The following is a 21,874-nucleotide window of genomic DNA, read 5'->3' as shown; positions in this document are numbered from 1 at the left end:
ACCGTTTTATGGGTTTTGAGGAGAGTGTTCAAGTAGATGTTGGCCCATAACGCATCGGGCCAACAGATTATTTCCCAGAGCGGATTTCGGTTTTACCACCCATGTACGGCTGCAACGCTTTTGGAATCGCCACTGAACCGTCTTCACGTTGGTAGTTCTCAAGAATCGCAACAGCTGTACGGCCTACTGCCAAGCCTGATCCATTCAATGTGTGAACGAATTGAGGCTTACCACCACCTTCTGGTTTAAAGCGGATGTTCGCGCGACGAGCTTGGAAATCTTCGAAGTTAGAACAAGAACTAATCTCACGATAAGCATCCTGTCCCGGCAACCAAACTTCTAGGTCATACGTTTTCGCAGATCCAAAACCCATGTCGCCCGTACAGAGAAGCATCTTACGATAAGGAAGTTCCAGATCTTTCAAAACTTGTTCTGCATGCGACACCAAGGCTTCATGGATATCGTACGATTTATCTGGGTGAGCAAACGTCATCAGTTCCACTTTGTTGAATTGATGCTGACGAATCAAACCACGCGTATCGCGACCGGCACTACCGGCTTCAGAACGGAAGCAAGGAGAGTAAGCGCAGAAGCTAATCGGTAACTCAGACTCATTTAGAGTTTCGTTATTAAAATAATTCGTCACCGGAACTTCAGCCGTCGGAATCAAATAGTAGTCCGTGCCTTCAAGATGAAACACGTCTTCTTTAAATTTCGGGAAGTTACCAGTTCCAAGCAAGCTGTTACTGTTTGCCATGAATGGCGGAATCATCTCTGTATAGCCGTGCTTTTGAGAGTGCAAATCCATCATAAATTGGATGAGTGCACGCTCCATTTGTGCCGATGCTCCTTTAAGAAAAGCAAAACGGGCACCCGTAACTTTACCAGCGCGCTCAAAATCAATAATATTCAGAGCTTCACCCAATTCAAAGTGTTGCTTTGCTTTGAAAGCAAACTTTGTCGGCGTTCCTGCAGTCGCAATAACTTTATTGTCTTGTTCGGAAGATCCAACAGGCACAGAAGAGTGTGGTTTATTTGGAATCGTCAAAAGCAAATTCGTTACGTCTTGATCCGCTTCAGCAGCTTTGGCTTCAAGATCTTTAACTTGGCTTTTTAAAGTATCTACTTCCGCCAAAATGCCAGACGCATCTTTACCTTCACGCTTTAGTTTTCCAACCTCGGCGCTTAATTTGTTTTGATTGGCTTTTGCAGATTCAGCCTGCGTGATCATTTCCTTACGCTTTTTGGAAAGATCCATGATGTTTTCAAGAATGTCTGTCGAAGCGCCACGGTTGATGAGGGCTTGTTTGTACTCATCATAATAAGATGGCTGTCCGTTTTCTGCTTTTTTCTCGAGAAGTTTAATATCAATCATGGCTTAGTCCTTCGCGCTTAAGGCGCGACCAGTATATACATTCTTAATAGCATCGCGACAAGAATGCAGATCAAATCAAAGATTAAAATCTGCCCGATACTCCACCCGGAGAGGGTTTTCATAATGACTGCAAGCACCACGATCATGCAGAAAATCAGAGCGAATGTTCCATACTGAACGAACTCTTGGCCAATCAGAGCAATCGTGAGTCCAAGGGCTAAACCCGTCATGAGTCGCAAGAAAATATGCAAAGCTGTCATCGACGAGGACTTCACCCCCCCTTGAACATTTGTTGCAAATCCCTTCATTTTATCACCGATTCCCATGGCTTCCCCTCACTTGCAGCATCTTCCTAATTGCCTAGCCGTTGCAGTTTCATTTCTATTTCAGCACGATCCGGAGCATTTGGGGAGAGGCCAAGATATTTATTATAAGCCTGCGCCGCAGACCGACCATCTCCCTTCATTTCGTATATCGCCCCTTGCTCGCGATAGATCTCAGCGTATCCATTTTCTCGAGCCGCTGCCAAGGACAACATGTCTTCTGCCACTTCAAGGGATCCCGATTGGCGATAACATTGGGCGGACTTTACATAAATATCCGCGCCTTGAGGACGCAGCTTCATGGCGTAAGCATACTCGCCCGCACATTCGCCGAATTGTTTTTTCGCCGCATAAACTTCAGCAGCCAGGATATAAGAATCTGCGATATTCGGGTTCTGACGCTTTTCTTGTTTTGCCGCCTCAAGGGCTGTTGCAAAATCCCCGGCCGCATAAGCCGACTTCCCGATATAATAGAAAGTTCGAGGGTAGTTGGGGTTCAACCTTTGCACGCGTTTAAACTGTTGAATGGCTTCATCATAACGACTGGTTTCAAGATATAATTTCCCAGCTTGGAACAAGGCATCTCCATCCGTTGGATCCAAAACCGCCGCACTCAAGAAAGCTTTGAGTGCTTTCTCGTTAAGGCCCAACGCCTTTTCACTTTCCCCAAGTCCCAGCCAAGCTTTTTTGTTTTTCGGATCAATCTCCACAACTGTTTGATAAATCTGTTTAGATTGATTGTAACGGTCCTCGGATTTGTAAATTTCCGCCAGCGCCACACGGTAATCAACGGTGTAAGAAAAGCGCTTGATCAATTCATTGAGATAACTAATTCCCGAATCCACACCATTGGTTTGCGCTAAAACTTTGGCGTAAGTAATCTGCGCCTCTGGATTGGTAGCATCGATCTCCACAGCTTTGGTCGCATAGCGAATCGCATCTTTGGCTGTATTTTCTTTTCGTTCGATCTCTTTTTTATTTATCGGCATGATCGACTGAGATAAAAAGCCATTGGCCTTCGACAACAAAATGTAAGTATCGATATCTCCATCATAGGCTTTAATCGCACGCATGCCATAGTTCACAGCCCCCACCATATTGTTTTTACGGAACTCGAGCAGGGCAAGACCGCGCAAAACTTCATAGTTGTTAGGTGCAATCCTTGTGGCATTAGTAAGAACCTGCATCGCATTGGTAAAGTCATAGCGCTGAGACATGTAATCAGCTTGCAGCACGTAGGCGGAAACCAATTTCGGCTCTGCCTTCATCGCTTTATTTAACCATTCAATTGCTTCGAAGCTTTGGTTCAGTTGCCACAAACTTTTTGCAGCTTTTAATGCCGCTGTTCCATTTTTAGGATCCACTTCAAATGCCGCTTTGAATTCCGCTTGCGCAGCAAGGAAATCCCCTTGGCGAACATACTGGTCTCCCAGATAGAGCAACTCGTTGTTTGCTCCTTTTTCACCTTTGATTTTATCCGAACCGCCTAAACGTACGACCAACTGTCGCAGATCATTGTTATTCGGGTTCAGTGCAAAACCTTTTTGTGCGGCTGACAAGGCTTTGCCTTTTTCATTTCTCAAAACCAGGATCTCGGCCAGGATATGATACCCTTCCGCCTCTACGAGAGGAGGGATGCGACCACGAGTTTCCAGAGCTGCATTTAGATTTGCATATGCCGATTCGGCATTTCGAAAGCCTCTAAACTCAATCACACCCAAAAGAATTTTAGCTTCTTTGTGTTTTGGATTTGCTGCGATGACTTTACGTAAGACATTGGCAGCATCCGTAAAATTATCTTGTTGTGCCATGGTTCTTGCCATTGCGACTTGCGGATTCAACCAACGATCCCAGAGCTGCGATGCTTTTTCATAGTACGGAACCGCATTCATCAAATCTTTTTCGCCCGCTAACAATTCCGCTTTGAAATCATACAAAACGGGGAGGAGAGAGAACGGCTCGCTCATCTCAAGAACTGACTCAATGGCACCCTTGGCTTCTTTGTAACGACCTGACGTCATGAGTTTCACAGACTCACACAATTGTCCAAATGGGCTGACGACATTCAGCGTGCGCGTCGCCTGAGTTACGGCAGAAATTGTTTTAATATCTTGAGCATCTTGGAATGAGAACGGCCAAAGCTCTTTGTAGACAACACAAAGGAGACCGCGCACTTCCAAATTCATCGGTGAGCCTTCAATAATAGAAACCAATTTGTTCTGCGCCTGCACATAAGATTCAAAAGTATCTTGCTCAATCGCCAACAAAGCTTCATTCAATTTGGTTTTTACTTCGGCATCAGAAAGCGTGGAGCTCGCTTTCCCCGGGGCCAGTAAGTGGATTTTTTCTCCGCTATCGGAATCGCCACTGAAAACAACCCAAAGACCAATTATCAAAATCAAAGCAATCGCCACAACCGGAAGCTTCACTGCTTTAAGCAATTCGCCTTTTTCCAGATTCTTTAAGTTTGAAAGCTCAATGACAGAGCCTTTGGTTTTCTCCTCTACAGAAGTCACCGTTGGTGGAACCGACGCCGGCGGTGGACTTGGGTACACACCTCCTGGCATTGTACCTTTACGTTCCACTTGCAAATTCGCAAATGAATCTTTTGTCGGCGGAGACGGCTTTTGTTCTTTTGGTTGTTGCGGAGTTGGCGGACGGATGATCACCGTTTCCGCTTCCATCTTCTGCGCTTTTTTCGGATCAACTTCGACAACACCTTCGAGTGCTTCTAAAAGTTTATCGTAGAAATGCGGCTCTTTTGAAATCAGAGTCCACTGTCCGTCAGGAAGTTTTGAGATCATTTCTTGGCCGGAAAAAACACCTTCGGCAATCATGCGCAAGATGGCCTCGGTAGAGTAAGGACCCTTTACCTGACCAGAACGTGTTTTAACTACCCAAGTGACCTGAATGCGCGACATAGACAATTGATTATATTGGGCTTTTTATTGAAGAACTACTTGTGTATGTGTCGACCGCCAGGTCTGTGCTTTAGTCGGTGTATTGTGGTTCCAGAATAGAACCTCCGACCCAGAATGGAATTACCCATGGTTCCGAATTGAGTTGGGATCATCCGTTGGGCGCGCCTCAAATCGAATTAAATGCATTTTTACGAATGTCTCAAATTGGCACAGTCGTTGCTTATATAGAAAGTGTTTTTGAAGTCATGGGAGAAACCAGCAGTGATTCGAAATGCTCTTATTGCGATTTACATCTTGATCGTCCTAGCAATCTCAGCGGTTGCACGCGCAGGAGTTCTTCCAAACGTAGGTATGACAGGTGAAGTAATCAACACTTCAGATGTTCAAAACTATAACTTCAAACAACACGAAGGCGAGATCGTAGCTTTGGCTGATGGCTCACTAGTTCTAGTGATGGATCAGCAAAATTTTGTGAATTTGAAATCACAAATCGATCTTACTCCGTTTATTGGTTCTAAAGTTGTGATTAGCGGTATCGAACTTGAGCATCAACTTGCTCCCAATTTCGAACTTGATGTTGTGGACCCCCTCCCTTCCATCGGTTCTGGGAACAAAGCGATTGTCTTCTTTGTGTTCGGCATCAGTGAGGTTAATAGCCTCTAATCATTGCGTGTCTCAGCCCCAATCCCCTCCGTGGGCTGAGACAATTCTTTTATCTCTTAAGAGAGTCTGCCACCCCCCTCATAGGCAGGCTCTTTTTTTTGCCCAAAATTTACCACTAGCAAATTTCAGACATAAAAAAACCCCTGCTTACTCAGCAGAGGTTCTTAATTTCAAATATAGTTTTTAACTATTCTATTCTTCTGATGACTGCGCCTAGGCTCGACAATTTGTCTTCGAGTTTTTCGTAGCCGCGATCCAAGTGATAAATACGGTTTACTACTGTTTCGCCTTTTGCGACAAGACCAGCAAGTACCAATGAAGCACTCGCACGAAGATCTGTTGCCATCACTTGTGCGCCTGTCAGTTCATTCGGACGACCGCGAACAACGGCAACACGAGTTTTAGGAGTGATGTCAGATCCCAAACGAATCAACTCTTGAACGTGCATGAAACGGTTTTCAAAAACTGTTTCAGTGATCACTGTTGTTCCGTTCGCAACCGCCATCAAAGCCATGTACTGAGCTTGCAGATCCGTCGGGAAGAGTGGATGTGGTGCTGTCGTGATATCAACCGCATTCCATGATTCACAAGGGAAAACGGTCATTGTGTCTTTCGTTGTTTCGATTTTAAAACCCGCATCGCGCATTTTAATGATCAAAGCTTCCAAGTGAGCTGGCACACACTTCGTCACAGTCACGTGACCTTTCGTGATCGCACCTGCAATCAACAAGGTTCCAGCTTCAATACGATCTGGCATAATTGAGTGTTCAGCTGGAGTGAGTTTTTCAACACCTTCAATTGTGATTACACTTGTGCCGTGACCTGTGATCTTCGCACCCATTTTGTTAAGGTACTCAGCAAGGTCCACGATCTCTGGTTCTTTCGCCGCGTTTTCAAGAACGGTTTTTCCCTTTGCAAGAGTGGCTGCCATCATCACGTTTTCGGTTCCACCCACAGTCACCGTTTCAAACAAGAATGTAGAACCCTTTAGCTTTGGTGTAGCCGCGTGAACGTAACCTTCTTTTTGCGTGATCTCGGCACCCAAAGCTTTGAAGCCTTCCAAGTGCAAATCAATCGGACGAGATCCAATTGCGCAACCACCCGGTTGTGAAACAACAGCTTCGCCGTATTTCGCAAGCATCGGACCCATGCAAAGAAAACTTGCGCGCATTTTGCGAACAAGATCGTAAGAAGCTTCATAAGATTGAAGACGCGAAACCTTTACGCGGAAAACGTCTCCGTCCCAGCGAGTTTCACAACCCAAGCTCTGAAGAAGTTCCGCTGTTGATTCAATGTCCTTCAACTTCGGAACATTTCTAAAAACGTGTTCACCTTCAGCCAACAATGTTGAGAAAAGAATTGGAAGAGCGGCGTTCTTTGCACCACTCGTCGCGACTGAACCTTTTAACGGGCCATTGCCCACAACTACCATTTTATCCATTGATCACTCCACGAAGAACCCTATCATGCCCCGAAAGGTCTTTGATGACACGGACTTCATTAAACTTTCCAAGTTTTTCCAAATGTCCCAACATAGCGGCACCCTGGCTCATGCCCATCTCCATCAAAAGCAATCCGGGACGAGAAAGCTTTTCAGAGTATGAAGACGACCACTGTTTTAAAAGAGCTAAACCACTGTCAGCCGCAAAGAGTGCTGTATGGGGTTCAAACTTTCTGACGTCTTTATCAACCAGGGGGTCCTCCTCAGCAATGTAAGGAGGATTAGAGACTAATATGTCGATTTTTTCCTGTCCCATGAATTCTTGGTAAGATGCCATTACATTTTGAAAATTACCTGCATCCTCGTTCACAAAGAACACACGCTCACGGACTCCTAAGGATTCCGCATTTCGTTTGGCAACCTCAAGTGCTTCCGCAGAAATATCCACTGTCACGAGACGGGCGTGCGGAAACTTTTTTAATAAAGTCAGTCCTACACAACCACTGCCACAGCCCAAATCCAAAATATGCAGAGGTTTTTCAGAGTCTTTTTCCCATTTCATCGCCTCTTCGATCAGATGCTCAGTCTCGGGACGAGGAATCAGTGTGTGAGAGTTCACTTCAAAGCGTTCCCCAAAGAAATCTTTGTAGCCCACAATATAAGCCACGGGTTCACCTTGAGATCTGCGGCGAACCAATTCACGACAAGTCGCCAGTTCCGCATCAGACAACGGCTGATCGAATTTTAGATAAAGCTGAATGCGATCGAGCTTCAGTCCATGGGACAAAAGCAGTTCCGCATCCAAACGAGGCGTGTCTATTTTCTTTTCTCGGAAAAAGGCAGTGGTTTTGTCGAGTACTTCTTTTAGCTTCATTGGTTTGCAGAGGTTTGTTTTTTAAGTGCCTCTGCTTGAAAGTTAGCAACGAGCGGATCAATCAGCAACTCAAATGAGCCACTCATGACTTGGTCCAGCTGATGGATCGTCAAGCCGATACGGTGATCGGTGATACGCGTTTGCGGGAAGTTATAAGTACGAATACGCTCAGAACGATCGCCTGTTCCGATTTGGTCCAAACGAACATCTGAAGCTTCTTTGCGTGCTCTTTCGTCTTCAATCGCTTGAAGTTTTGCGTAAAGGATTTGGAAAGCACGTTCACGGTTGGCAGATTGTGATTTACCCTCTTGGCACTTTACGTCGATACCCGTTGGCAAATGCACAACACGAACTGCCGATTCCGTTCTATTGACGGACTGACCACCCGAACCTTGAGAGCGCATTGTTTCAATACGCACGTCAGACATCGGAATGTTCACTTCTTTCATTTCTACTTCAGGGATCACGGCCACCGTCACTGTTGACGTGTGAATACGACCAGCAGCTTCCGTTTTAGGAACACGCTGAACGCGGTGAACACCTGATTCGTATTTCAATTTACTAAAGACAGAGTCGCCTGTAACGCTGGCGATGATCTCTTTTGCTCCGCCCACGTTTCCTTCAGAGAAAGAAAGCATTTCGACTTTCCAACCTTGAGTTGAAGCGTAGTGAACGTAACCACGGAAAAGTTCATCAGCAAACAAAGATGCCTCGTCACCACCAGCGCCTGCACGAATCTCCAAGATAATATTCTTGTCGTCGTTTGGATCTTTCGGGATGAGAGCAATTTTGATTTGCTGCTCAAGCTCTGGCAAAGCGGCTTCCAGTTCCTTCACTTCTTCTTTAAGAAGCTCACGCATTTCAGGATCTGTTTCAGAAGTATAAAGCTCTTTGCTGGCTTTGAGATTTTCTGTTTTCTTTTTGAAATCACGATAAAGAACTACAATCTTTTCTAGTTCAGCCAGTTCCTTCATCAAAGCGCGATATTGCGTTTGGTTTGAAGCAATGTCCGGTCTTTGAAGAGAAAGATTAACCTCTTCATAACGAGATTCAACTGCATCAAGCTTTGAGAACATGGCGATAGCTCCTAGATCAATTGCTAATTCAGGGTGTGTCTCAGAAATGAAAATGCGGTTCGAGAATTGAACCGCATTTCATGCAAGGAAATCCTCCGTACGGAGGTCCGCAATTTACTTTTTGCCGTATTTCTTTTTGAAACGGTCGATACGACCTTCAGTATCAAGAACACGTTGTTTACCAGTGAAGAAAGGGTGAGACTCAGAAGAGATCTCAACTTTGATCAAAGGATATTCTTTACCGTCTTCCCATTTGATAGTTTCAGCAGAGCTCAAAGTAGAAGTTGTCAAAAACGCGAAATCGCAAGAGATGTCTTTGAAAACAACCTGACGAACTTGTGGGTGAAGTTTTTCTTTCATGACCTGATTCCTTTTAAAAATTCAAACTTATATGGTCTTAAGCTGTAAGGGTTTAACACAAGGTGTAGGACCCATCAAGCACAAATCGCTGCTTTTTTTAGCACCAGAAAGACCTCATTCTAGCACACACAGTTCAGTAAAACCCTCGCATTTACGCATACTTAAATAAAAAGGAGGACCTTCTCAGTCCCCCCAATTTCTAATGTTCTAAGCTCTAATTTCTAGGCTCGTGAAACTAGCCTTAGCCTGGGCCTGACATCGCCTTCAAGAAGTCAGTATTGGATTTCGTGTTACCCACTTTATCCAACAAGAATTCCATCGCGTCGATGACGTTCATTGGCGCCAAAACTTTTCTCAAGATCCACAAGCGGTTCAAATCACCTTTGTCGATCAAAAGATCTTCTTTACGAGTGCCGGATTTGTTGATGTCCATGCAAGGGAAGATACGTTTTTCCATAAGCTTACGATCCAAGTGGATCTCGGCGTTACCTGTACCTTTAAATTCCTCGAAGATCACCTCATCCATACGAGAACCAGTGTCGATCAACGCTGTTGCGATGATTGTCAAAGATCCACCCTCTTCAATGTTACGAGCAGCACCGAAGAAACGTTTTGGTTTGTGAAGGGCATTTGAATCCACACCACCAGACAAGATTTTTCCTGAAGGAGGAACAACCGTGTTGTATGCGCGGGCCAAGCGAGTGATTGAATCGAGCAAGATCACAACGTCGTGTTTGTGTTCAACCAAGCGTTTTGCTTTTTCGATAACCATTTCTGCAACTTGAACGTGGCGAGTTGGTGGCTCATCGAATGTCGATGAAACAACTTCGCCTTTTACAGTACGTTGCATGTCAGTCACCTCTTCCGGACGTTCATCGATCAAAAGAACGATCAACTTCACTTCAGGGTGATTTGCTGTAATTGCATTTGCAATTTGTTGCATCAAAACTGTTTTACCTGTTCTTGGCGGAGCAACGATCAAGGCACGTTGACCTTTTCCAAGTGGCGCCATCAAGTCCACAACGCGAGTCGTGTAATCGCCTGGGTTGTGTTCCAACTTCAAACGTTGATTTGGGTAAAGCGGCGTTAAGTTGTCGAATAGGATTTTGTCTTTACCTTTTTCAGTTGTTTCAAAATTCAATGAATCAACTTTCAAAAGTGCAAAATATCTTTCGCCTTCTTTTGGAGGACGAACAGTTCCAGTAACAGTATCACCTGTTCTCAAGCCGAAACGACGGATTTGAGAAGGGGAAACGTAGATATCATCCGGACCCGGAAGGTAGTTGTAATCTGGAGAACGCAAGAAACCGTAACCATCCGGCAAGATTTCAAGAACGCCAGAACCATAGATGTCTTGTCCAAGTTTCGCTGCACGTTTCAAAATTTCGAAAATCATGTCCTGACGGCGAAGACCGGCCGCATTTTCAATTTTCAATTTTGTTGCAAGCTCCGTGAGCTGCGTGATGTTTTTTGATTTCAAGTCTTTAGATGAAAGCCAAGTTTTCTCTTCATCTGTTAATTGAATATCTGCCAAGTCCACTTCTTGAGTTTGTGCTGGTGGAGTTCCTACTGCTGATTCATCAGTTGGGTAGGCTTCTTCTTGGTTACGGCGGTTGTCGCGGAAGTCGCGACGTTGATTGTTGTTATGTCTGTGGCCACCACGGTCACGGTCGCCGCGATTGTCTCTATCGCCTCTGTCTCTGTTATCTCGGTCGCCACGATCGCGGTTGTCACGATTGTTCGGACGGAATTCACGACGTTGCTGGTGTTGAGGGCGGTGTTGTTGTTCTTGGCGAGGAGTTTCGCTTGGGGCTGATGCGCCTTCAGCAGATGCGGTAGCCGCGGGTTCAGAAGCAGCAGGTTCAGCGGATGGTGCGGGAGCACTTTCAGCAGGAGCTGCTTCGGCTTTTGGGGCACTTTCTTCAGAAGCTTTTGCGCGTGGTGAACGTTTTTTTACTACTTCTGTGCCTTGTTGATCTTTGGGTTCAGACAAACAATTTCTCCTTGTAGGGAATATAAAAAGAATAAGGTAAGAAAAATTAAAGAATATCCGCGGCTGGGATGCCCTCACTGTCCTAAAGGCCTGGATCTTTGTCAATGGGAAAAAGGAAATGCCTAAATTCGAGATCGGTTCCTGTTCCGAGGGCATCAGTTTGGATCACTTAAATTATTGTTTCATTATAAAACACCTTTAATGGTTCAAATTTTCAAAAGAAATTTCAATAAGTTAGTAAGCATATTTAAAAAGGCCAGTTTTGTTTAAATTGGCTGAAATTAACAAAAAATAAGTCTCTCTCCCTATTAACTTTCCGTAAGTAATTCCGATTAAAATAAGGTCTATTTAAGCAATAAGGAGTCTACCGTGGAGGATACTTTGAAAGTTCCGGCACCGCGAACCCCTCTCAATCTAGAGGTTTCGTTCAAGCGTAACTATGCGCGCGAGGAAACTAAAGGCACGCTTAAAAATATCAGCATCACGGGAGCCTTTTTAGAATTCAGCGGCGGAAACGTGCGCGCAAATGAAAAACTCAACCTGATCTTTGTCGTTGCCGGCAGAGAACGAAAGGTTGCCGCTCATGTTATTTGGGCGAACTCGGCTGGTGTTGGCGTAAAATTCATGCCACAAAACAACCGAGACGTTCAAATCGTCGATGACCTTATCTATTTCGTAGAGAATGATCGTTCGGGTCGTCGCTCGATTATGGATACAATTCTTAAGAAGGTCGGATAATTTTAGAAGATTCTAATTAAGAAGAAAAAAGCTCTGCGGTTCTGCCACAGAGCTTTTTGTTTTTAGGCTCCTGCCTAAAACCCCTCCGGGGCTGGCGCGAAAGAATAGCATCCCTGCTATTCTTTCGGTTTTTTTAGCCAACGTGAGTGTTATCGATTTGCTGTTCAAGTTCTCTTTGTCTGCGTTTCTTTCTCATCACGATCAAGATTGCAAGACCTGCTGCTGCCAAACCTACAACTGCTAGAGCCAATGTTGTGTCATTATCCATTCCCGGTGCCGCACCTTCGTCAGCCGCCACGTCATGTGCTGGAGCTGGAGGATTCACAGCTTCAACTGGTGGTGGAGGCGGAGGAGGTGGCGCCATCTCTTGAGCCATATCTGGTGGCGGCGGAGGCGGAGCCATTTCCTGTGGCATATCTCCAGGAGGCGGTGGTGGTGGCATTTCCATATCCGCTGAAGTTGGCGGAGGTGGGATGTCACCCGCTGGAGGCATTTGTTCCATTGGAGGAGGAGCCATTTCAGTTGGAGCCGCTGCAATTTCTTGGTGCGGTTCAGCTGGCAATGATGGAGGAGCGGCTGGACCTGCGGCGATTGGGCCACCTTTCCAGTAACGAAGTTCAGTTCCTGCTGCGATAGAATTTTTAGAATCTACCGAGTTGCTTGACCAAACTTCTTTCCATGCGTCTTTGTAACCAAGAAGTTCTTTTGAAACTTTTTTGATATCATCGCCTTCTTTAGCTATGTAAGTTTCGGGAGCAATACCGTTGTCTTCATAGTAAGTGAGCATGCGACCTGAATCGTCTGGACGAATCGGCGAATTATAATAAACTTTGTCGCCCGGTTTTACACCACGAGATTGAAGAGTAACGTTTCCTTTTTTGATTTCGGCACTTTTGTTTTTACCGTAGATCATTTTGCTGATGCTAGAAAGGCTGTCACCTGGTCTAGCAAAGTAAACTGTGTTGTACCAAACCTTGCCAACTTTCCAAGGAGCCGTTGCAACCTTTTGAAGTGGTGGAAGAGATTTCTTTTTTGGTTTTTCAGTTTCGTCTACGTATGTCGTCGTTGAAGTTGAAGTTTCCGTGGTTGTACTTTCTGTCATTGCAGGTTCAGGTGGCAATGAAGATTCTGCCATCGCAGTTGAAGAATCCGTCGAAGGTGGAGGAGTAGATTCAACTGACTCAGCAAATGGATCTGCTGGAAGCGATTCAGAAGTGGCAACTTCAGGTGCAGCCTCAGGAGCTGGAGCTTCGCTGGTCACTGTTGTTTCAACTGTCGTTGTGGATGTTGATGTTTCGCCAAGTGCATCTTCAGGAAGAGAGTCGCTTCCAAGAGAGCTGTCAGTTGCAGCTGTGTCGAGAGACTCCTCGCCATCTAGTTTTTCAAGATCAGCTGAATCAAAGTCAGAGGTGACGTCAGCGTCAGATTTAGAATCGTTGGAAGTGCATGAGGAGAGGTGTAAAGCTCCAAAGCACGCTAGTAGTACAACGAGTTTTTTCATCATGTGTTCATCCTTGAGTGATGCTATGAAACATACTGTTTCAATAAACGTTATTAACAATTTAATGCACAAGATAGAAGGCTTGCAATCACTAAAGGCCTGCCTGGACTAATGGTGGACTTTTAGTTTAGTTCCAAGCTTGACCTTGTTTTTGTCGAACCAACCCTTGTTCATTTCAAGTGCGTACTTTGCAGGTTTCGCACTTGGGTAAGAAGCCAAAAGCATGTCATTCGAAACGCCTTTGCCAGATTTCATTTCTTGAACATCGATCAAAGTCCCGGATGCGTCGAAATAACCAATCGAAAGGTCGATAAGTGTATTCTTCATCCAGAAAAATCGTGTCTCTTCGCCGGGAAAAATAAATAACATGCCATCATTTTCTCCCAGCTTTTCTCTGAACATAAGCCCGCGTGCGTGTTGATCCGCAGTTTCAGCCAGCTCCACTTCAAGCTTTTTATCTCCAAGTGTAATTTTCACTTTTGAAAACGGCTTTGCCGCTGAAGCATGTATTCCAACAAACACCAGGACCAAGGTCAGAAAAATTCTAAGGTGTTTGAAGCATTTCAAGTGCAACTCCATAACGAACTCCTTTAGTCGAAACGTACATTCCGTTCATACTAAGTTTATCTAGGACAGCTAATAATATAGAGGCTCCGGCAAAAATAATATCGGCGCGACCGCCAAGTTGGTACTTCGTCTTCTTTTCCTCGACAGAAGTTTGAGCGAACTCTTTTACCCAAAACTGCAATCTTTCTTTCGATAAGAAATAGCCATCTACTTTCTTTTCATCAAATCCACCGACTTCGACAGCTACGATCGCAGTCGGTGTTCCAGCAACCGCAATAATTCTCTCGACTTTGTGTTTGCGGATTTCCCCTAAAACTTTATCAAGTTCGGAGCTAGCAAACTGCGTGACACCTTCTTGTTCTTTGGCGGGGATTGGTTGGACAGTGACAAATCTTTCCGTCAAACGAACGGCTCCAATATTTAAACTCTCAGCAAAAAGAATCTGATTGGCTTTGCCAACGATGAGTTCTGTTGAACCGCCTCCGACATCAACAATAAGGGATACTTTGTCTTTCCCTTCAAGGCCGACAGTTCCACCTTGATAAGTGATACGAGCTTCGTCTTCCCCGGGAATGATCTCAATTGGAATACCGAGGTCTTCGCCAATTTTGAAAAGTTCTTTTCCATTTTTAGCATCACGTGCGGCTGAGGTCGCCATTGCTAAGATTTTATCAACCTTTTGTGCATCCATTTCTTTTTTAAATTCCGCCAGACACGCGCGCGCGCGGATCAGAGCATCGGGATGAAACTCTCCAGTTTTGTCGACACCTTGGCCCAAGCGCACTACTTGGACGAGGTCTTTGTGAACTTTTGTAATTCCATTTTTATCACCTTCCGCGATCAGACACAGAAAGGTGTTGGTTCCGAGATCAAGCGCCGCTACTTTCATATTACTTTAACTTCTCTTGTAAAATTTTATTTACGATATCCGGATTCGCTTGGCCTTTTGAGGCTTTCATCACTGCGCCAACAAAGAATCCAAAAAGATTTTTCTTCTTGCCGCTGCGATGATCGTCAACGATCTGCGCGTTGGCAGCGAGCACCTCGTCAATGATCTTTTCAATGGCTGCCGGGTCTGAAACCTGTACCAAACCTTTTTCTTTAATGACTACTTCCGGATCTTTTCCCGATGTCCACATTTCTTGAAAAACTGTTTTCGCAATTTTTCCAGAGATCGTACCTTTATCAATGAGGGAAATCATCTTTCCCAACTGTGCTGGATGAATCGGAGAGTCCTTGATGTTTTTATTTGCGGAATTCAATTCGCGCAAAAGTTCCGTCATAATCCAGTTTGCCGAGGCTTTAAAGTTGTTGGCGGCCTTTGCAGTCTCTTCGTAAAAATCCGCCAGATCCTTTTCCGTCGTCAGAACTAATGCATCTGATTCTGGCAAACCTTGTTCTTCTTGAAAACGTTTTGCCCGAAGTGACGGAAGCTCTGGAAGATCTTTGCGAATTCTTTCGATCATTGCATCCGTTACAATCACGGGGAGAAGATCAGGATCTGCAAAATACCTATAATCTTGAGCGTCTTCTTTGGTTCTCATCGTAAAGGTGCGGTTTTTGTCTGGATCCCAAAGACGTGTTTCTTGAACGATTTTTTCTCCGCGCTCGACAGCATCAATCTGTCTTTCAATCTCGTATTCCAGGGCTTTTTCCACAAAGCGGAATGAATTAATGTTCTTAATTTCAACCCGTGTGCCAAACTGGGTGGCACCAGTTTTGCGCACAGAGATGTTACAATCACAGCGCATGGAGCCTTCCTCTAAGTTTCCATCGCAGACGTCGAGATAACGAACGATCTGGCGAATTGTGCGGGCATATTCAGCTGCTTCTGCTGCTGATCTTAAATCAGGCCCAGTGACAATCTCTAACAGAGGAATGCCCGCGCGATTGTAATTCACAAGCGTGCAGTCGCCGGAGTGATTTGATTTTCCAGCGTCTTCTTCCATATGGGCGCGCGCAATGCGGATTGTTTTCTCGACACCCTCAATTTTGAAAGTGACGGAACCGTTTTCGCAGATGGGCTGGTCGTATTGTGAAATCTGATAACCCTTAGGTAAATCGGGATAGAAATAGTTTTTACGCGCAAACACGGATTTGCGACGAATATCACATCCCAACGCGAGACCTGTTTTAATAGAATATTCGACAGCTTTTTTATTAAGAACGGGCAACGAGCCTGGCATTCCCACGCTCACTGGCGAAGTATTCTCATTGTCACCGGCATCGAAAGTTGTCGCGTCGTTAGAAAAAATTTTACTCTTCGTGCTGAGCTGCACGTGGATTTCAATACCAATGACGGCTTCATATCCTCTAGAAGACATGGGGAAGTTTTCCTTTCACTGGTGAAGCACCTTCCAAAGCAAACGCCACGTTGAGCATTTTTTGTTCTTCAAAATGAGAAGCTGTGAGTTGAACACCGATCGGCAGCCCTGTCTGGGATAAACCAAAAGGCAAACTCATTCCCGGAAGGCCGGCAAGATTTGTCGAGGTCGTAAAGATATCATTCAGATACATTTGCAAAGGATCGGAAATGCGTTCACCGATTTTGAAAGCAGGGCTCACGGTCACCGGACTTAAAATCACATCGCATTTTTTAAAAGCATCAAGGTATTCGTTCATGATGAGACGACGAACCTGTCCGGCCTTTGCGTAGTAAGCGTCAAAGTATCCGCTGGAAAGACAGTAAGTTCCTAGCATGATTCTTCGCTTAACTTCTTTACCAAAACCCTCACCGCGAGTTTTTCCATAAAACTCTTCAAGATCGACTGCCGCAAGATTTTTAAATTCCGAACGATAACCGTATTTCACGCCATCATATCTCGACAGGTTCGAAGATGCTTCACTTGCAGCTACGAGATAATAAACTGGAACTGCGAACTCTGCTTTTGGAATTGAAACCTCGACGATTTCAGCTCCCATGCTTTTCAAGGCTTGAATCGAGTTCTCCACAGTCTTTTGCACATCAGAATCGAGAAGACCTGACGTCATAAATTCCTTCATGACACCAATCTTCATTCCTTTGATGTTTGCGGAAAGATTTTTGCTCCATGCAGGAACATTTCTCTGGGTTGTGGTAGAGTCGTGTGGGTCAAATCCGGAAATTACTTCCATCGTCAGGGCTGCATCTTTCACATTGTTAGCAAAAGGACCCGCCTGATCTAACGAAGATGCATAGGCGATAATTCCGTAACGGCTCACGCGACCGTAGGTGGGTTTTACTCCAACCACACCGCAAAAACTTGCGGGCTGGCGAATAGAGCCGCCCGTGTCGGTTCCAATTGTTCCCGCAACCAAACGAGCTGCTTGCGCAGCTGCCGATCCACCAGAAGAGCCCCCTGGAACACAATCTGTATTCCACGGATTTTTCACAGGACCAAAATGCGAAGTCTCGTTTGAAGAACCCATTGCGAATTCATCTTGATTTAACTTTCCTAAAACGATGACGCCTGCCTTTTTAAGACGATCGACAACAGTTGCGTCATACGGAGGAACAAAGTTTTCTAAAATCTTAGAAGCTGCGGTTGTGGGTAGACCTTTGGTGCAAAGCATTTCTTTGATTCCAAAAGGAACACCAGCAAGCGCGCCCACGCTTTCACCCTTCGCAATGCGGACATCAAGCGCTTCGGCTTCCCTTAGCGCATTTTCGTTTTTTGCGGTGAAGGAGTTAAGCTTTCCATCTAAGGACTCGATTCGATTTTGAAAGTGAGCGGTGACTTCTTTCGCGCTGACTTTTTTTGATTGAACAGCTTCCGCAATTTCTGAAATAGAGCTTAACGTTAAATCCATATCAACCTACCACCGGAGGGACTTTGAAAAGGTTTCCGGCTTTATCAGGAGCGTTGCCTGTCATTTCTTCCGCCGTGAATTCATTTAGCGCTTCGTCTTCGCGCCAAAAACTTTCAATTTCAGTGGGTGTGATAAGGGGCTCGACACCTTCCGTATTGACCTTGGATATTTGCTCAAAATGATTGAGGGCTTTTGCCAATTGTAGGCTGTACTCTTGCGCCTCTTGTTCAGTGATTTGCAGGCGGGCAAGTTTGGCAATATGCTCGATAGTTTTTTTGTCAATCACGGGGGTCTCCTCGCTCGGGAACTGATCTTCTTAAAATAACAAATTTTGGGTTGCCTCGTCACTGCTCGGAAGCGCATTTTCTACGTGACTGGACCTTCCGTGGTGGTAAAGTGCCCGATATGTCGAAAAAGCGTCACGAAGAGCTCAAAAAAATCATCGCTAAGCACGATTATAACTACTACGTCCTGGATCGTCCGGAGATTGAAGATTACGACTATGACAAACTCTATGCGGAACTTGTGGAACTTGAAAAGGCCGATAAGAGTTTAGATCTTTCCGACTCTCCATCTCAGCGAGTGGGCGGAAAGCCTCTTGATATTTTTGAAAAGGCCCCGCATCGACTGCCGATGCTTTCGTTGGCCAACAGTTATTCGCCAGAAGATATTTTCGATTTTGACGAACGCGTGCGCAAGTTTTTAAAAACCGACAAACAAATTGAGTATCTTTGTGAGCTTAAGTTTGACGGCCTTTCAATGGAATTGATTTATGAAAACGGTCAATTCACTCGTGCTCTAACTCGCGGAGATGGTACGGTTGGAGAAGACGTCACCCACAATATTAAAACTATTCGTAGCATCCCATTGAAATTGGGGATGAAGAAACCTCCTTCTCTTTTAGAGGTTCGTGGTGAAGTTCTGATATTCAAGCAAGACTTTGCAAAGCTCAACGAAACACAACAAGAAAATGGTCAGCAAACTTTCGCAAATCCTCGCAATGCCGCAGCCGGTACGGTTCGTCAGTTGGATCCGCGCATCGCTGCAAGCAGACCGTTACGTTTTTTGGGATATGCTCTAGGGGCTACCGAAGGTCTGACTTTCACCACGCAATACGAGATTGAAGAATATTTTGCCGAACATGGAATCCCAACCGCCATCAATATGGATAAAGAGTTGGTCGCTATCTGTAAAGGTCCGGAAGAGGTTGTTGAATATTATCATCGCGTTGAAAAACTTCGTCCGAGCTTACCCTTTGATATTGATGGTATCGTAATCAAAGTAAATTCTCTGCACACTCAAGATGATTTGGGTCTTGTCGCAAGAAGTCCCCGTTGGGCCACTGCTGCGAAATTTAAACCACAACAAGCCGAAACTCTGATTGAAAATATTCACGTACAAGTAGGTCGTACCGGAGCGCTCACGCCTGTCGCTATAATGAAGCCGGTAAAAGTTGGCGGTGTCACCGTCACAAACGCAACTTTGCACAACCAAGATGAAATCAACCGCAAAGATGTGCGTATTGGTGATACCGTGATCATTCAACGTGCAGGCGACGTTATCCCCGAAGTCGTTTCCGTTGTAATGGAGAAGCGGCCTAAAAATAGCAAAGCATTCTTAATTCCTTCTGAGTGTCCAGCCTGTGGTTCCCCTGTTGTGAAAGTCGAAGGCGAGGTCGTCACTCGTTGTGTGAACCCGCTTTGCATCGCCATGGTGAAAGAGTCGCTCAAACATTTTGTTGCTCGTCGAGCAATGAATATCGATAAAGTCGGAGATCGTCTGATAGAAACTTTGGTCGATCATAAACTGCTTAAAAGTTTTTCAGACTTTTATCGTTTGAAGAAGGAAGATATTCTTTCTCTTGATCGTCAGGGTGAAAAATCGGCAGAGAACGTTATTAAGAGTATCGAGAATAGTAAAAAGCCAGGACTGGGGCGATTTATTTTCGCGCTTGGAATTCGGTTCGTTGGCGAACAAACTGCAAAACACTTGGCTGATCATTTCGGCACTATTGAAAGATTCTTACAAGCCACTGATGAAGACCTTTTGCAGGTTCCTGAGATTGGTCCAAAGGTTCTTAAAACCATCCGTGACTGGATCTCAAATCCTATCTTGGTTCAAGAAGTCCACGACATGCTTAAGCTTGGCGTTACCATTTCAGGCCCTGCGCGTGCGCAAGAAGGTTCGCTATCAGGAAAAAGTTTTTTGATTACTGGCACTCTTCCCGTGAAGCGCGATGATGCTAAAGATTTGATCGAAAAAAATGGCGGCAAGATTTTGGGATCTGTCTCTGCGAAGTTAAATTACCTCGTTGTCGGTGACGATCCAGGTTCTAAAGTGGAAAAAGCACAGAGCCTTGGGGTGACTATTATTTCTTGGGAAGAATTGCAAAAATTGATCGGCTAATTTTGATCATGCACTTTCCAATAAAAAACCCACAGATTTCTCTGTGGGTTTAAATATTAAATCGATTTTAAGTGCCGATTATAGGTGGTCGATAACGATGTCACGAGCCATAACAGTTTTACGACCGTCAGCTTTCGCGCTTTCAACACCTTTCAAGCAAAGTTGCTCGATAGCTTTGCTGAGAACGTCGATAGTTTCAGCTGAAGTGTTCATTTGACCTTTTTCCTTGATCAGCTTCTTTACTTTGCTTGTTACTACAAGTACGTCTGCCATGTTAACCTCTCATCCTTGTTATTGATCTTTAAAAGGTTTGCATAGCCCCCCACGATTGACAATGGGAAACCTTTTTGCGGCGCGATAGAATTAGCCTCTTCCTGGGTTCAGCAAAACTTCAGATTTTCCGTCTTGAAATCGCAAGAGTTCAGCTTGTCGAACACCCGCGTCGCCTGGAGAAATCCAAATAAAGTTTTTTTGATCCAACGGCTTAGTGCATTCCACGTCCAAAAACGCCGGCGACCAACAACCTGGATTCAAGTGTTCAACCGAACCGATGATTTCATGGCGAGTATGATGTGTGTGCCCGAAAATAATGCGGTTGACGTGCGTGATGGCACTCGCCATCGCAAGCACACGATCGTCAGGTTCCTTGTAACTGGAAACTAACGAGGCAATCGATTTGCTGTAGAACAAGAAGAACGGCAAAAGAGCAAAAAGTGGAATGAACGCCCAGAAAAATGAAATTTCATAAACGGATCTTACAAAGACCATCAATTGAAAAATCAAAAAGAACGCGACAAAAATAATGAACGCACGATCCAACCACAATTCTTGAGCTAACAAAAACGGATTACTTGAGGCTGGAGTCACGAAAAGCTCTTTGAGTTCGCGCACCATTCGGTCGTCGGCATTGGCTTTTTCTGCAATATGAGACACGCGATCTTCGATCTTTAAAGGATTGCGAATTGGAGCCGCCAATCTGTCGAACGAAGAATGAAGCAAGGTTACAACTGATCCCCAAAACCAGGTCAAAACCAAACCAGGTTGTGCACGAGCCATGTATTTCAGGAAAAATGTCACATATTCTCGCAAGCTCATGATGTAGTTGGAATCTACATGGGGATTAAAAAATCCCATGCCATTCATTATGTAACGACAGGCAAGATTCCCAAATGGAAGTTTTAAAGAAATAAAATTATAGCCACGCACATACGGATTTACCGGATCTTCACACACGCAATAAGGATCATATTGATTACCGTGTTCAATCAAGGTGTCGCGATTGCTGATATAAAACCATTCCACAAAGCGAACCTGATCTTGAAATTCCATTGGTAAACTTAAGTGCTTACGAATTTCTGCCTGCACATCAGGGAAGTGCAATTCTAAATCGTGATTTCCCATAACGAATATCACGCGGTGGCCGCGCAAAACAAACTCACGCAGCGATTTTACAAAATCCGCGTGATCGGTCAAAATGACATCAATTTTAAAACGCGACCGAGCTTCTCGTGGATAAAGTCCACGATGGCGTTCTAACCAGCTTATGTGAAAAATCGGTTCTGCCGGCTGAGTCATAACACTGTCAAAATCGAAAATGTCACCGTTTAGAACCAATTCAATTTGTTGACCGCCAGCTTTGTCCTCGATGTGTCGTAAGAAACTTTCAAAAACATCATCAAAGAAGAACTGGCGCGTTTTAAATTTTTTCCACAGCGGATATTTCAAATTCACCGGTTGTGCTTCACACAAATGCAAGTCACTGATCACTGCAGTGAACAGGGCATTTTTAAAATTAGGCAAGGATTCAGAAAAAGAAGTGGGCAAATCTTCCTCCCACTATTATCATC

The 21,874-nt window shown here is 44.8% G+C and carries 19 protein-coding genes; 3 read left to right on the top strand and 16 right to left on the bottom strand.

Annotation, left to right across the window (positions count from 1 at the left end; all coding sequences use genetic code 11):
- Positions 1 to 67: 67 nt before the first annotated feature.
- The 3 genes from serS to ACLWOR_RS07385 are packed head-to-tail and all read right to left on the bottom strand — an operon-like array spanning position 68 to position 4,619.
- Positions 68 to 1,375, bottom strand: coding sequence for a serine--tRNA ligase (gene serS, locus ACLWOR_RS07395; RefSeq protein WP_413940061.1), 1,308 nt, complete (start codon positions 1,373 to 1,375; stop codon positions 68 to 70).
- Between the two features lie 17 nt (positions 1,376 to 1,392).
- A complete protein-coding gene (locus tag ACLWOR_RS07390) occupies positions 1,393 to 1,701 on the bottom strand; it encodes a hypothetical protein (protein WP_413940060.1) in 309 nt (102 codons plus the stop codon).
- 26 nt (positions 1,702 to 1,727) lie between these two features.
- Entirely contained in the window at positions 1,728 to 4,619 is a 2,892-nt protein-coding gene (locus ACLWOR_RS07385) for a tetratricopeptide repeat protein (RefSeq protein WP_413940059.1), read from the bottom strand.
- A 237-nt stretch (positions 4,620 to 4,856) separates the two neighbouring features.
- Here ACLWOR_RS07385 and ACLWOR_RS07380 point away from each other — a divergent pair, with 237 nt between their 5' ends.
- A complete protein-coding gene (locus ACLWOR_RS07380) occupies positions 4,857 to 5,282 on the top strand; it encodes a hypothetical protein (RefSeq protein ID WP_413940058.1) in 426 nt (141 codons plus the stop codon).
- Between the two features lie 187 nt (positions 5,283 to 5,469).
- On the opposite strand, the gene murA is transcribed toward ACLWOR_RS07380, so the two are convergent.
- From murA to rho, 5 genes are all read right to left on the bottom strand, one after another.
- A complete protein-coding gene (gene murA / locus ACLWOR_RS07375) occupies positions 5,470 to 6,723 on the bottom strand; it encodes a UDP-N-acetylglucosamine 1-carboxyvinyltransferase (RefSeq protein WP_413940057.1) in 1,254 nt (417 codons plus the stop codon).
- The gene (gene prmC, locus ACLWOR_RS07370) at positions 6,716 to 7,597 is read right to left on the bottom strand and encodes a peptide chain release factor N(5)-glutamine methyltransferase (protein WP_413940056.1); all 882 of its coding nucleotides are present in this window, start codon (positions 7,595 to 7,597) and stop codon (positions 6,716 to 6,718) included. Before prmC ends, murA begins: the two co-directional genes overlap by 8 nt.
- The gene (gene prfA, locus ACLWOR_RS07365; protein ID WP_413940055.1) at positions 7,594 to 8,673 is read right to left on the bottom strand and encodes a peptide chain release factor 1; all 1,080 of its coding nucleotides are present in this window, start codon (positions 8,671 to 8,673) and stop codon (positions 7,594 to 7,596) included. The genes prmC and prfA overlap by 4 nt, the downstream gene beginning before the upstream one ends.
- 114 nt (positions 8,674 to 8,787) lie before the next feature.
- Positions 8,788 to 9,033, bottom strand: a complete 246-nt coding sequence (locus ACLWOR_RS07360) for a type B 50S ribosomal protein L31 (protein ID WP_413940054.1) — start codon at positions 9,031 to 9,033, stop codon at positions 8,788 to 8,790.
- A gap of 241 nt (positions 9,034 to 9,274) precedes the next feature.
- A complete protein-coding gene (rho, locus tag ACLWOR_RS07355) occupies positions 9,275 to 11,026 on the bottom strand; it encodes a transcription termination factor Rho (protein WP_413940053.1) in 1,752 nt (583 codons plus the stop codon).
- 369 nt (positions 11,027 to 11,395) lie between these two features.
- Here rho and ACLWOR_RS07350 point away from each other — a divergent pair, with 369 nt between their 5' ends.
- Positions 11,396 to 11,764: a PilZ domain-containing protein gene (locus ACLWOR_RS07350; RefSeq protein ID WP_413940052.1), complete on the top strand. Its 369-nt coding sequence runs from the start codon at positions 11,396 to 11,398 to the stop codon at positions 11,762 to 11,764.
- 133 nt (positions 11,765 to 11,897) lie between these two features.
- On the opposite strand, the gene ACLWOR_RS07345 is transcribed toward ACLWOR_RS07350, so the two are convergent.
- From ACLWOR_RS07345 to gatC, 6 genes are all read right to left on the bottom strand, one after another.
- Positions 11,898 to 13,268 (bottom strand): LysM peptidoglycan-binding domain-containing protein, encoded by a 1,371-nt coding sequence (locus ACLWOR_RS07345; protein ID WP_413940051.1) that lies wholly within the window; start codon positions 13,266 to 13,268, stop codon positions 11,898 to 11,900.
- A gap of 105 nt (positions 13,269 to 13,373) precedes the next feature.
- Complete coding sequence (locus tag ACLWOR_RS07340; protein ID WP_413940050.1) at positions 13,374 to 13,844, bottom strand: DUF192 domain-containing protein; 471 nt, start codon at positions 13,842 to 13,844, stop codon at positions 13,374 to 13,376.
- Positions 13,810 to 14,721: a Ppx/GppA family phosphatase gene (locus ACLWOR_RS07335; RefSeq protein WP_413940049.1), complete on the bottom strand. Its 912-nt coding sequence runs from the start codon at positions 14,719 to 14,721 to the stop codon at positions 13,810 to 13,812. The genes ACLWOR_RS07340 and ACLWOR_RS07335 overlap by 35 nt, the downstream gene beginning before the upstream one ends.
- A gap of 1 nt (position 14,722) precedes the next feature.
- Entirely contained in the window at positions 14,723 to 16,156 is a 1,434-nt protein-coding gene (gene gatB, locus ACLWOR_RS07330) for an Asp-tRNA(Asn)/Glu-tRNA(Gln) amidotransferase subunit GatB (protein WP_413940048.1), read from the bottom strand.
- Positions 16,146 to 17,621, bottom strand: a complete 1,476-nt coding sequence (gene gatA / locus ACLWOR_RS07325) for an Asp-tRNA(Asn)/Glu-tRNA(Gln) amidotransferase subunit GatA (protein WP_413940047.1) — start codon at positions 17,619 to 17,621, stop codon at positions 16,146 to 16,148. Before gatA ends, gatB begins: the two co-directional genes overlap by 11 nt.
- 1 nt (position 17,622) lies before the next feature.
- Positions 17,623 to 17,907 (bottom strand): Asp-tRNA(Asn)/Glu-tRNA(Gln) amidotransferase subunit GatC, encoded by a 285-nt coding sequence (gene gatC, locus ACLWOR_RS07320; RefSeq protein ID WP_413940046.1) that lies wholly within the window; start codon positions 17,905 to 17,907, stop codon positions 17,623 to 17,625.
- Between the two features lie 119 nt (positions 17,908 to 18,026).
- Here gatC and ligA point away from each other — a divergent pair, with 119 nt between their 5' ends.
- Entirely contained in the window at positions 18,027 to 20,027 is a 2,001-nt protein-coding gene (ligA, locus tag ACLWOR_RS07315; protein WP_413940045.1) for an NAD-dependent DNA ligase LigA, read from the top strand.
- A gap of 78 nt (positions 20,028 to 20,105) precedes the next feature.
- Here ligA and ACLWOR_RS07310 read toward each other — a convergent pair whose 3' ends face one another.
- Positions 20,106 to 20,300, bottom strand: a complete 195-nt coding sequence (locus tag ACLWOR_RS07310; RefSeq protein ID WP_374076622.1) for a histone-like protein — start codon at positions 20,298 to 20,300, stop codon at positions 20,106 to 20,108.
- A 90-nt stretch (positions 20,301 to 20,390) separates the two neighbouring features.
- The gene (locus ACLWOR_RS07305) at positions 20,391 to 21,851 is read right to left on the bottom strand and encodes a metallophosphoesterase (protein ID WP_413940044.1); all 1,461 of its coding nucleotides are present in this window, start codon (positions 21,849 to 21,851) and stop codon (positions 20,391 to 20,393) included.
- Between the last annotated feature and the right edge of the window lie 23 nt (positions 21,852 to 21,874).

Origin of the sequence: Bdellovibrio sp. HCB2-146, assembly GCF_047345725.1 — a bacterium.
Classification (GTDB): domain Bacteria; phylum Bdellovibrionota; class Bdellovibrionia; order Bdellovibrionales; family Bdellovibrionaceae; genus Bdellovibrio.
The sequence above is the reverse complement of the archived record's forward strand: the minus strand, read 5'-3'. Positions and strand labels throughout refer to the sequence as shown.